General features: G+C 46.4%; 8 protein-coding genes. 7 read left to right on the top strand and 1 reads right to left on the bottom strand.

The window, feature by feature from the left end; genetic code table 11:
- Positions 1–190 precede the first annotated feature (190 nt).
- Positions 191–2,641 carry a leucine--tRNA ligase gene (gene leuS, locus MKY14_RS14720; protein WP_076303081.1) on the top strand — a complete coding sequence of 817 codons (2,451 nt, stop codon included), beginning with the start codon at positions 191–193 and terminating at the stop codon, positions 2,639–2,641.
- A gap of 61 nt (positions 2,642–2,702) precedes the next feature.
- Here the strand turns inward: leuS and comER are convergent, their stop codons facing one another.
- The gene (gene comER, locus MKY14_RS14715) at positions 2,703–3,554 is read right to left on the bottom strand and encodes a late competence protein ComER (protein ID WP_036677548.1); all 852 of its coding nucleotides are present in this window, start codon (positions 3,552–3,554) and stop codon (positions 2,703–2,705) included.
- Positions 3,555–3,741: 187 nt separating this feature from the next.
- Here comER and MKY14_RS14710 point away from each other — a divergent pair, with 187 nt between their 5' ends.
- The 6 genes from MKY14_RS14710 (at position 3,742) to MKY14_RS14685 (ending at position 12,654) form a co-directional block, all read left to right on the top strand.
- Positions 3,742–4,443 (top strand): ComEA family DNA-binding protein, encoded by a 702-nt coding sequence (locus MKY14_RS14710; protein ID WP_340976728.1) that lies wholly within the window; start codon positions 3,742–3,744, stop codon positions 4,441–4,443.
- A 113-nt stretch (positions 4,444–4,556) separates the two neighbouring features.
- Positions 4,557–5,075 carry a deoxycytidylate deaminase gene (locus MKY14_RS14705; RefSeq protein ID WP_076137388.1) on the top strand — a complete coding sequence of 173 codons (519 nt, stop codon included), beginning with the start codon at positions 4,557–4,559 and terminating at the stop codon, positions 5,073–5,075.
- Between the two features lie 115 nt (positions 5,076–5,190).
- A complete protein-coding gene (locus MKY14_RS14700; protein WP_340976726.1) occupies positions 5,191–7,866 on the top strand; it encodes a ComEC/Rec2 family competence protein in 2,676 nt (891 codons plus the stop codon).
- 936 nt (positions 7,867–8,802) lie between these two features.
- Positions 8,803–10,866 (top strand): glycosyl hydrolase 115 family protein, encoded by a 2,064-nt coding sequence (locus MKY14_RS14695; protein WP_339169378.1) that lies wholly within the window; start codon positions 8,803–8,805, stop codon positions 10,864–10,866.
- A 133-nt stretch (positions 10,867–10,999) separates the two neighbouring features.
- Positions 11,000–11,539 carry an RNA polymerase sigma factor gene (locus MKY14_RS14690; RefSeq protein WP_340976724.1) on the top strand — a complete coding sequence of 180 codons (540 nt, stop codon included), beginning with the start codon at positions 11,000–11,002 and terminating at the stop codon, positions 11,537–11,539.
- Positions 11,536–12,654, top strand: a complete 1,119-nt coding sequence (locus tag MKY14_RS14685) for a hypothetical protein (RefSeq protein ID WP_076185491.1) — start codon at positions 11,536–11,538, stop codon at positions 12,652–12,654. Before MKY14_RS14690 ends, MKY14_RS14685 begins: the two co-directional genes overlap by 4 nt.
- The last annotated feature ends 54 nt before the right edge of the window (positions 12,655–12,708 follow it).

The raw sequence follows: 12,708 nt of genomic DNA, 5'->3' as shown, positions 1-12,708 counted from the left end.
GTCCCTAGCGATAATACGCTAGGGATGGGAGGTTTTTTTGTAAATATAAGAGAGTATACGTTTCACGCAATACTTCATGTCTTATATTTCCCGCATAAATGCTTACTGTCCTTATAAGGACACCGAGGGCGTATATGCTTGGTTAAGAAATAAGAAATCTAAGAAGTAACACTCCAAGGAGGAGCAGACAATGAGCGACAATCAAACAAATAGCATACCCGCTACTGGTTACCGGGCGCAGGCTATTGAGCCGAAATGGCAAAAGTTCTGGGATGAGAACAAAAGCTTTAAGACAGGAGAAGATCCTGAAAAACCCAATTTTTATGCACTGGATATGTTTCCGTATCCTTCAGGTGCAGGACTGCACGTAGGTCATCCAGAGGGTTACACAGCGACGGATATCGTTTCTCGCTACAAACGGATGCGCGGTTTCAACGTATTGCATCCGATGGGCTGGGATGCTTTTGGACTTCCGGCAGAGCAGTATGCGATGGATACCGGCCAGCATCCACGTGATTTTACCGATAAGAACATCGATAATTTCCGTCGTCAGATCAAATCGCTGGGTTTCTCCTACGATTGGGACCGCGAGATCAGTACGACAGATCCGGATTATTATAAATGGACACAATGGATTTTTATCCAGTTGTATAACAAAGGCCTGGCTTATGTAGCAGAAGTACCTGTTAACTGGTGTGAGGCACTGGGTACGGTACTTGCCAACGAAGAGGTTATCGATGGTAAAAGTGAGCGCGGAGGTCACCCTGTCGTGCGCAAACCGATGCGTCAATGGATTCTGAGAATTACAGAGTACGCTGAGCGTTTGCTGGAGGATCTGGAAGAGCTGGATTGGTCCGAAAGCATCAAGGATATGCAGCGCAACTGGATCGGGAAATCAACAGGTGCAGAAGTGAACTTTAACATTGAAGGTCACGAAGCTAACCTGACCGTGTTTACTACACGTCCAGATACACTGTTCGGAGCAAGTTACTGCGTATTGGCACCAGAGCATGAGCTTGTTGATGTGATTACAACTGAAGCACAGCTTGCTGCTGTGGCAGAATATCGTGAAAAAGCTTCACGTAAGAGCGATCTGGAGCGTACGGATTTGGCGAAAGAGAAGAGCGGTGTCTTCACAGGCGCATATGCAATTAATCCTGTGAATGGTGCGAAGGTGCCAATCTGGATTGCAGATTATGTGCTTGCTGGTTACGGAACGGGAGCAATTATGGCAGTTCCGGGTCACGATACTCGCGACTGGGAATTTGCTAAACAATTCGGCCTGAATATCGTGGAAGTCGTTCAAGGCGGCAACGTTGAAGAAGAGGTTTATTCCGGAGATGGTCCGCATGTCAATTCTGATTTCCTGAATGGACTCAAGAATGAAGAAGCGATTGCTAAGATGATTGCTTGGTTGGAAGAGAAGGGCGTAGGTAAAGGCAAAGTAACCTATCGTCTGCGTGACTGGCTGTTCAGCCGTCAACGCTACTGGGGAGAGCCCATTCCAATTCTGCATTTGGAAGACGGCACAATGAAGACTGTTCCGGTGGATCAGCTGCCGCTGGTACTGCCAGATGTAGAGGCAATCAAACCTTCGGGTACAGGGGAATCTCCACTTGCGAATGTAACAGAGTGGGTGGAAACTATCGATCCTGAGACTGGCATGAAGGCTCGCCGTGAGACGAACACCATGCCGCAATGGGCGGGCAGCTGCTGGTATTACCTGCGTTATATTGATCCGAAAAACGATCAAGAGCTTTGCTCCCCTGAGAAGCAAAAAGCATGGCTTCCAGTAGATCTGTATATTGGTGGAGCAGAGCATGCCGTGCTTCACTTGCTCTATGCACGTTTCTGGCACAAGGTGCTTTATGATCTCGGCGTAGTTGAAACAAAAGAACCTTTCCATAAGCTGGTTAACCAAGGTATGATTCTTGGAAATAATAATGAAAAAATGAGTAAATCACGCGGAAATGTCATCAACCCTGATGAGATTGTAGAAGCATTTGGTGCAGATACGCTGCGTGTGTATGAAATGTTTATGGGCCCTCTGGAAGCAACCAAACCTTGGAATGAAAAGGGTGTAGAAGGAGTTCACCGTTTCTTGTCCCGTGTATGGCGCCTGTTCGTGAGTGAAGATGGTAAGCTGAGCACCAAAATCACAGCAGACGGTGGCACTGACGAGTTCAAACGCACTTGGCACAAGACCATTAAGAAGGTCACTGATGATTTCGAGCATCTGCGTTTCAATACCTCAATTAGCCAATTGATGATTTTTATTAACGATGCTTATAAGCAAGAAACTTTGTCCCAAGAAGCTGCTGAACACTTCGTACAAATGTTGTCACCACTGGCGCCTCACATCGCTGAAGAGCTGTGGCAGCTGCTCGGTCACGAAGGAAGTATCAGCTACGTGGCTTGGCCAACGTATGATGAAGCATGGACGGTGGATGCTGAGGTTGAAATCGTTATTCAGGTAAATGGTAAAATCGTACAACGCGCATTGATCCCGCAGGATATGGGTCAAGAAGAGATGCAAGCTCATGCGTTGTCACTCCCGAATGTGAGTGCAGCAGTAGAAGGTAAAACCGTACGCAAGATCATTGCGGTTCCTGGCAAGCTTGTAAATATCGTAGTGGGTTAAGCGAAGAACGCAATATTGCCCGCAGCAACGGAGAATTCCGTGCTGCGGGTTTTATTGTTTTCTAACGGTCTACGGGACTTTGAATAATACCGTCATGCCCAAATAACGCATCCAGCTTGGTAACATCCTCATCGTATTTATCATGGGTAGTCATGATGAGACGTTCGAATACGCCCTCAAGGCTAATGCGAAGATGGTTCAGTGCCTCTGCGGTAATCCCACCACGGACAGCTACACGTTCTTGAAGCTCTTGCGGGGTGAATTCTCCTTCTGTTAGCAGCTTGCCTGTTCCAAGCAGCATTTCACCTGCAAGCCGGCTGATTAACGTCTCTTCAATCCCGGTAACTTCCACCGCAGCTTCAATCCAGCGTTCAATGAAATAGCTCAAGAACGCAGGTCCGCAGCTGGAGAAATCAGAAGCGATTCGGGTATGGGCCTCTTGAATTTCCAAAGGAACACCTATGAAAGACAACAGCTGCAGCAGCACGAGCCTGTCTTCTTTATTAAGCCTGCTGCCAAATATGCACAGTGATGTCCCACTTTTGACACAGTGTGTAATGCTGGGGATGATCTTGGCTATTTTGGACGGCAAAGCGGATTCCAGATGTTGCAATTGAACGGGACTTGTAATGGATACGACGATTTGATCGCTACGGAGATAAGGGCCGATCTCATCTGTTAAGGTTTTGAATTCCAGCGGTTTTACACATAAAAAAACAATGTCACTTCCAGTCGCTGTTTCACTATTGCTTCCGCATAAGTTTATGCCGGGATGACGATCTTCTAGCTCCAGCAGTTTATTCAGACTGCGGTTGCTGGCGAGTACATCGCACGGATTCAGGGCTCCGGAAGAAAGAAAGGCGTCAATCAGCAGGCTGCCCATGCTGCCTGTTCCGATAAATCCAACTTTCACCTGTGGTTCCTCCTTTCTAGCGTTGCTTATTTACTAACTGACATGAATGCTCTTCGTTATATGTATGCAGGATAGACTTGGACAGATGACAGGTTTTGTATGAATAATTAAAGGAGTTTCCAGCCGCAGGAATGTATGAAGATTCACAAAAAGGCATAAGAAGAATTTTTGTGAGGAGGAAAGTAATATGAATAAAGGAAGTATCGTACTCGGAGTGGCTGCTGCTGTAATAGGAAGTGGGCTTTTATGGGCGGCAGGGAGCAAGGGCGATTCCGGGATTGCCGGGTGGGAGACTTTGAATGTTGGTATGGAGCAAGCGGTTGGAATCGCTGAGTCTGGTGCCGCTCCAGCTGCTGGGGGCAGTGAGGGAGGTCATCAGACGAAGGGAAATAAGCTACATTTAGAGAAAGATGCAGGGCAGGCTGAAGCTGCTGGGAATGCTGAAGAAGGTGAGAAGGTTAAGGAGGCAGCGCGAGCAGAACAAGCTGATCAAACTTCGGCAGCTGAAAAAGCTTCGACAGCAGTTGCGGGGGAGAGAGCAGAAGGAGCGGGCCAAACGCCAATGGCAGAAGGCCAAACACCAGCAGGGGCAGAAGTTCAAATGCCAAACATTGCAGGGAAGCAAACGCCGGCAGGGGATAAAGTTGTTGCGGCTAAGGAGACAACTGAGCTTTCCATATCAGCAGCTTCACAGGAAGGTAAAGTAAATGTGAATACTGCGGGTGTTAAGGAGCTGATGGATCTTCCGGGCATCGGAGAAAAGAAGGCTCAGGCAATTATGGATTACCGCAACCGTGCAGGGACCTTTCGCAGCCTGTCTGATCTGGGGAAGGTAAAGGGGATAGGACCTAAAATGCTGGAGAAGTTAAAAGCTTTAGTAATATTTTGAAGATAAATAAGAAATGAAGATCGTTGGAAGTGCCACAACCGTTGTCCTAGTGAAAACTTGCGGGGATGTGCTACAATAGTTAACAACTATTTAGAAGGATATGGAGATTGATTATGACTACTGCCTATCGTAAAGACTGGGATACTTATTTCATGGACATTGCCTGTATGGTCTCAACTCGTTCACGCTGCTCACGACGACATGTAGGTGCTGTACTGGTGCAAGGCAAGAAGCTGCTTGGTACCGCGTACAACGGGGCGCCAATGGGCGTACCTGATTGCTCAGAGGCAGGTTGTATGCTCTCGGAGCAATATGAGATGGAGATCGTGGATGGCGTAGAGACTATGGTGAAGAAACAGCGCTGCATTCGCACGATTCATGCCGAACAGAATCTTTTGCTATTCACAGACCGGATTGACCGGGAAGGCAGTACCGTCTACGTGACGGATGAGCCTTGCTGGACCTGTGCAAATATGCTGGCTAATAGCGGTATTGTGGAGATTGTGTATTATCGTCCTTACCGTAAGGATATGGAAAAGGTAGAAGCAATGATGGCTGCCAAAGGCATCGTATTTCGCCAATTGGAGAACTATGAGCCGCCAAGTGAAACGATGATTAAAGTAGCGGAGTAGCTGTATTGTACAACCCTAATTGAATAAGATGGCTTGAGGAAGAACCTCTCGTGCGCTTTTATGGCGTATGCAGAGGTTCTTTTTTTTTATCTTGCGAAAGGAGGAGAATGGAGGCTTGAAGGAGAGACCCTTATTAGGTTTTACAGTGTGCTGGATTGCTGGAAGCGCAGCAGCGTGTTTAGGTTCAGGGTTTAGAACGTGGTTGGCGTGGGCTGGTTTATTAATTTTACTGGTGAGTATGAGGGTTTGGGTGAACATGAGCTGGAAACAGCTGGCGATATTTTGTTTGGCGATTAGTTTATCCGCTGGATATTGGGAATGGAATGAAGGCCGTAATTTAAGTCACCTGCCTGAAGCGCTAGGGAGATTATTGTCGGAGTTGAATGAGACTGCCGTGGAGGCTAAGGGGACGATAGTTTCCGTGGTGGAACGGGACGGGGACCGGGTTGATTTTACGATGAAGCTCTCAGAGTTATCATTGATTACAGAGGAAGATGCCGCTTCACCTGATCCGCGGGACGAACAAGATAAAAGAGTGCATGGGGAGTTAATTATGGTGCAGATCAAACTACTTGCCGAGCAAGAAATCGCTATTGCTGCGGAGTGGCGCAGAGGGGATCAGGTGTCGCTAAACGGTGTACTTGAAGAGCCAGCAACAGCGCGGAATTACGGAGGGTTTGATTATCGGGCCTATTTGCATACGCAGAAGATTCACTGGCTTCTAAAGAGTCAAGGTGCAGAAAATGTACAAGCAACTGCTCCAGATTCATGGAATCCGTTAATGATCTTACGCTGGAATGATAAAGCGCGGGCAGTTCTTGGAGCGGAGACGGATCGGCTGTTTCAAGCGCGCCACTCTGGATATATGAAGGGTTTGGTGATTGGGATGCAGGATGATCTCGATCCGGATACCTTTAAGCAGTTCTCACAACTTGGTTTGACACATATCCTCGCCATTTCAGGTATGCATGTTGCGGTGTATGTTGGTGTTCTTTTATTTATATTCAGGCGCTTACGGATGACAAAAGAAACCACGCTAACAGTCACCTTAGTGCTCGTTCCTGTATACGTCCTGTTGACAGGTGCGGGTCCGTCTATCGTGCGTGCGGGATTAATGAGTATGATTGCATTGCTCGCTGCACGAGTTGGCATGCTGAAGGATGGACTGAATATTTTGGCTGCAGCGGCACTGGTTATGCTGATTTGGAATCCTTACATGCTGCTCAGTGTCAGTTTCCAGTTGTCGTTTCTGGTGACCTTAGGATTAATGGTCTACGTTCCGCTTATGGACCCTCTGCTGAGCGCACTGCCACGCTGGCTTAAAAGCGCCGTCTCTGTGACTCTAGTTGCCCAGTTGGTCTCATTTCCATTGACGATTTATTATTTTAATCAATTTTCTCTGCTGTCTTTAGTGGCTAATCTGGTTTTTGTGCCCTTTATTACTTTTATCGTATTGCCGTTAGGAACGCTTGCGCTACTGCTTGGACGATTGTGGGGAGATGCCGCGATTTTTTTGGCACATATTACGGAGCTGCTGAATAACGTTACTTTTTATGCGGTTGAATGGATTAATGGTTTTGCTGGCGGAGTTCTGATTTGGCGCTCGCCTTCACTGCTGTGGATCGGAGTGTATTATGTCTTATTGTATGGGCTGTTGTATGCTGCCAAGCTAAGAGTAGAAGCCCGCGCAACACCTCAGTATATGGAGGATGAGACGAGGCCGTTAGCTGAGATTGGTTTATCTGTGAACAAGCACGGCGGGTTTGGGAGAACGGGGAGCGCACAGTATTTTTTGGATGAACCTAAGATTGTACGTTGGAGCGGAGCGATTGTTCTACTATCTGCGGTTGGACTGGGCCTAATGCTGTACAAGGGTTATCAGTCAGAACGTCAGGCGGGTAAAGGGACGATTAGTTACCTGGATATCGGGCAAGGCGACAGTATCCTCATCACTACACCAAAAGGAGCTCATATTCTTGTAGATGGTGGAGGAACGTTAAATTTTGGGCAAAAAGAAGAATGGCGCATTCGCCGCAGCCCGTTCGAGGTAGGGGCTAAAGTGTTGGTGCCTTTGCTTAAAAAACGTGGGATCCACCGTCTGGACGCGATTATTTTGACTCATGGGGATCAGGATCATGCCGGGGGACTCCAAGCCGTTATGGAGGCAATTCCGGTTTCGGCACTGCTTTTTAATGGCACACTCGCTGACCGTGAATCTTATATGGAGATGATGCGGACTGCGCTGGAGAACAATGTTCAACTGTATGCCGTACATCAGGGAATGAGGCTTTCCCCGGATGATAAGACGGAGCTGTCCTTTTTATGGCCGGAAGAACAAGATAGAGAGGGAGCAGCGTCAGGTTCTTCTATGCTGAATAGCATCCCACTGTTGGAGGATCAGAACCACGATTCTGTAGTTTTTCGTCTAGAGATGAACGGAAGAAATTTTCTATTTACCGGAGATATGGATCTGGAAGCCGAGGAGGAGATTGTGCAGCAAGCCCTGCAAAAGGGCATTAACGCAGGACCTGCCATTGACGTTTTAAAAGTAGCTCACCATGGGAGCAAAACTTCAACAGGCGAGTCTTGGCTGCAGTTTTGGCAACCAGCTGCTGCGGTGATTTCTGCGGGAGTAAATAATCTATATGGTCATCCGAAAGCTGAGGTATTGGAACGTTTGGAAGTTAATCAAGCTGCTGTTTTTAGAACGGATCGGCAAGGGGAGATCCAGATGCGTGTGCGGGCCGACGGGATTATTGTGCGTCATAAGTTGGCGGAGGGAGCGGATTAGGGAGGTAGTCGAGTAATGTGATTTAGTGCTGGTGGTGTATGTTAATTTTCGCAGACTCTATAAAGTCCCTTTAAAGCTCCTTTAAAGCTCCTTTCGTGGTCTTTTACACCACTATAAAACTAAAACCTTGTTTAGTTGCACTTTGTGCAATAGATCGCAATTTAAAGTAGCTGGTTCTTCATTTAGTTGCACTTTGTACACTTAAAATCTGGAAAAACGCCTATTTTCTAATTTTGAGCAGAAATAGTTGCATGAAGTGCAACTAAATCACTTTATGAGCTGGAAAGATCTTTTTTAGTTGCACAAAGTGCAACTAAACGCTCCATATGAACATATCAAAGCACCTCAGTTACATATTATCGTTGTAGCGATACTAACTTTCACATAAGTTCCTGTTACTTGCTGATGATCCCAGTTTATTTGTTCTAGCACCAGCTGCTCTAGTAATGCAGATGATATCCTGTTTAGCACCTGCTGTTCTAGCGCAGTAGCTACTGTCCCTGTTCTAGCACCAACTACTCTAATACTGTAACTGTTGTCCTGTCTAGCACCAACTGCTCTAATACTGTAACTGTTGTCCTGTTTAGCACCAGCTGCTCTAATACTGTAACTGTTGTCCTTTCTAGCACCTGCTGCTCTAACGCAGTAACTCCTTTCCCTATCTAGTGGCTGGTGCTCTAACACAGTAACTGCAGTCTCTGTCTAGTATCTGTTGTCCTATCTAGCACCAGCTGCTCTAATCCAGTAGCTCCAGTAGCTCCAGTAGCCGTCGTCCTCCTCCAGTAATTATTACGCATGCACAATCTATGTAAACGCTTTATAATAGAGATGAAAGATTCTGGTAAACTCTATGCTTACTTAAACTATGTTGCAAAGTGCGGTGGTGAGAAGCTTGTGTCCTCCGTGTTTTGTAGCGAATTAGGAGATGAAGCGATAGTGAATACATATGCAGAATTTAGAGTAACAGCGGAAAGTGTATATGATGTTCAAGTAGAACGCAGTAATCCAATTGGATATGCTTGGCGGATGATCGCCAGGGATCATGAGCAGGTGTTCGGAAAAGCTCCGGTACAAGGAGCGGCAGCTACTGTAATTATTCGTTATGCGACAGAGGATGATGGCTGCCCGGAATGGGCGGAGGGTTTTTGTTTGCGTTTTACAGGTAGTGAAGAGGATCGGATCTTGCATATTATCGGCCGCGATGAATTGGGCATTATTTATGGGATGCTTCATTATAGCCGCCACGTGCTTGGTGTCGATCCCTTCTGGTTCTGGGCGGAGCTTCCTCCTGTTAAGAAAGATGCGATCAATTTACCTATTTCTGATTACAACAGCATTCAGCCAAAGGTGCGTTACCGAGGTTGGTTCGTGAATGATGAAGTGTGTCTTATCGGCTGGAAGGAGGATTATCCTCCGACGGCGGAGGTATGGAAGCCTGTTTTTGAAGCGCTGCTGCGCTGTGGTGGAAATATGGTAATCCCCGGGACGGATTTGCCGAGAAACGGAATTCATCATCAGCTTGCGGTGGATATGGGACTGTGGATCACACATCATCATGCGGAGCCGCTTGGCGCGCAAATGTTCCTGCGTGCTTTTCCGGGCAAGCAGGCCAGCTATAAAGAATATCCAGAATTGTTTGAACAGCTGTGGAGAGAAGCTATCGAGCGGCAAAAAGATGAAAAAACACTCTGGGTGCTTTCCTTCCGCGGACAGGGTGATAAACCTTTTTGGGAGAATGATCCCTCTTTTGATACTCCGGAGAAACGGGGTGATTTGATCTCATTTGTAGTTCGCAAGCAATACGATATGATCTGTGAATATGTGGACCAGCCTGTGTGCTGTATGGCGATGTACGGAGAAATTGCAGAGCTGTATAAACAAGGAAAGATCGAAGTGCCAGAAGGTGTTATTAAAATATGGGCGGATAACGGATACGGTAAAATGGTGTCGCGACGACATGGCCATCTGAATCTGCGCGTGCCTGCTCTACCCGAGGCAGGAGATCAAGGCAAAAACGGGGTATATTACCACGTCACCTTCCACGACTTGCAGGCCTCCAATCATCTAACACAATTCCCAACGGATCCGTCCTTTATAGTGGAGGAATTACAGGGGGCATTTGCGGCAGGGGCTAGTGAATATCTGCTAGTGAATTCAGGGAATATTTTGCCTCATCTCTATACATTAGATCTGACAGCAAAGTTGTGGATGGATGGAACAGCAGATGCTGATGAACAGCTTCAGACCTTCGTTAACCGTTTCTACACAGCGCAGCAGGGGCGAATTGCACAATTGTACAAAAGCTACTTCAAAAACACCATAGTATATGGTCCTAATGCTGACGACCGCGCAGGCGATGAATTCTATCATCATCCGGCAAGGCAGATTATAGGGCATTGGCTGCAAAATAAGACGGAGAGCGATGAGCGACTGCGCTGGGCCGCAGGGGATGTTCCTTTTGTAGAGCAGGTTCGATGGTTCAGGGATCGAGCTGAGCGAGTTGTACTAGTTTGGTATCTGCTGCGAAAGCAGTGCCAAGAGGTGATGGAACTTTTACCCGAAAAAGAGAGAAACAGGCTGCATGTTCAACTGCTAGTTCAAATTGAGCTGCATTGGAGCGGGTGCAGCGGGTTATCCTCTCTTTGCCAGGCGTATATGTGTTACCAAGAAGAGCGATTTCCAGAGGCATTTATCGAAGCTTCTCATGCGGTTTGGGATTATAAGGAGGGCCAGCAGGCTCTTTTACGGGCAGAGATCGGCCAGTGGAAGCATTTTTATCGGGCTGATTGGTTGACCAATATTGCCAACACTATAGATCATGTAGAAACGGCCCGTAAATTTTTGCGGATTCAGGGGGATAGTCCGGATATGTTTCTATGGTATAAGGAATATTTGATGCCCGAGACCGAAAAGCATATCTATCTGGAAAATACGCATCGTAATCCGTTACCGGACGATGAGCTTGCACGGCGGCTGGAGGAGAAATTCAGCTCTCTTTAAAAAATATCCACACACCACTAGTGAACGCTTAAACGTTCATCGGTGGTGTTTTTTTATGAATGACCTATTTTTTATTTTACAGGGAACTTTTTCAAGTTTGGAAAGTCTTATTAGGCAAGGGGTGAGGCGAAAAATGCTAAGCGAAGATATACCATATACAGCAGCGTACGCGCCCGCAATGAGTTTGCGGGAAATGATGGAGGCGTATGGCTCGGATGTGTGGAATTATGCTTTTTTCTTAACTAGAAGTCGAGAGCAGGCAAATGATATCAGCCAAGAAGTGTTTTTGAAGGCGTACAAGAATGTTGGAAAATACCGGGGGCAATCTTCGATGAAAACCTGGCTGCTTACGATTACCAGAAATACGGCCTTCAGTTGGAGCAAAAATAGCTTTTGGCGCAGATTCATAGCTTTGGGTGATCAACCTACTGCTGTTAATGCACCTTCTGCGGAAAAAGAAGCCCTTGGCAATCAGTATGCGAACCGGATCTGGGAAATTATTATGACCCTTCCAGAGAAGAACAGAGAGGTGCTTGTGCTAGATATTCAACATGGATTATCCATTGCCGAAATGTCAGATTTGCTGAATTTAGCACAAGGAACCGTGAAATCTCGGCTCGCGCGGGCGAGAGAGAAGGTTAAAGAGGCTATCCAGAAGGAGGAGAGGGAATGAAACGCAACACGGATGATAGTAATCCAGTGATGATCGGGCAGACGGATTGGTATGCGCAAGCAGGCAAAAATCCTTTCATTGAAGATGGTTTTACGCCTGAGTTAATGATGCGGATCGAACAGGCTGCTGCGAATAAAAGTTCAGCTTACAAACGTTATTGGATAAATAAAAATGTGGTGTTGACCAGTCTGGCTACGATTTTGTTGATAGGTGCGCTTACCTTCCCTATGGGCATATGGAAAAACACAGGGCCAATTCATTCGTCATCCGTTCAGTCACAAGGCGCAGGCATACTGCCTTCTTCTAGTCCTGCAACTAATGATAAAGCAATAGAGCCTCCGACAAGTCCAGTAGAATTTGAGATTAGCGGTAAGAAATACTACATGCCTTTGCCAATGAACAGAGATAAGAGTAAAGCGTATGCCGTTGAGACAACAGCGGGAATCCTTTGGTCGCCGCCACCCCCGATGGTGGACTACAAGAAGCCAAAGTACACACATCCTACAGAACCGTTCACTCTTTACCTGAGCTCGAAGGACCAGACGGAATTATCGGCTTCTTCAGCTACTAGGATTTATACTTTACCTCTTTATGCAGGAGGGGCAAGTACTTATCAATATTTGAGTGGATTTTTTGGAGCGGGCGATTACGCTCTGCTATTTACCTATACGAAGACTATAGGTTCAGGCATTATGGAGAATGGTAGATTTTTTATTCTAAATGTTAAAAAAGCAGCGACAGGAGAATCTGTGGTACCGAAAGAGCTTACGTCCTTTGATTGGGAGCTATTAGAATATAAGTCAATAATCGCAGTGGATAAGGAGCATGACCAGATCGTATTTAGTTACCTAGAATACCCGGTAGATAAGACATACCAAGATAAAACAGTGCTTTATGATATGGAGACCTTAAGCATTCAAACACCTGCATCGACCATTGGATTTAGAGACATTAATGGACAATCGTTAACCATGGAATATGAGATGAATGGGGAACTTTGTAAAGCGGATATTCTTACGAAAGGTGGACCAGGGTGGATAGATGAAGATTGGGCATTTTTATCAGAAGAGCGACAAAATGAGCTGTATCAGGAATTTTACAGTCAGACTCCCTAGTAGATAATTCACTAAATAAAAGCTATACTTTTTGATAAAGTATTTTCTTTTGAG

It is taken from the genome of Paenibacillus sp. FSL R5-0887, assembly GCF_038002305.1.
GTDB lineage: Bacteria > Bacillota > Bacilli > Paenibacillales > Paenibacillaceae > Paenibacillus_AQ > Paenibacillus_AQ odorifer.
This window is presented reverse-complemented; position numbering and strand designations above follow the sequence as displayed.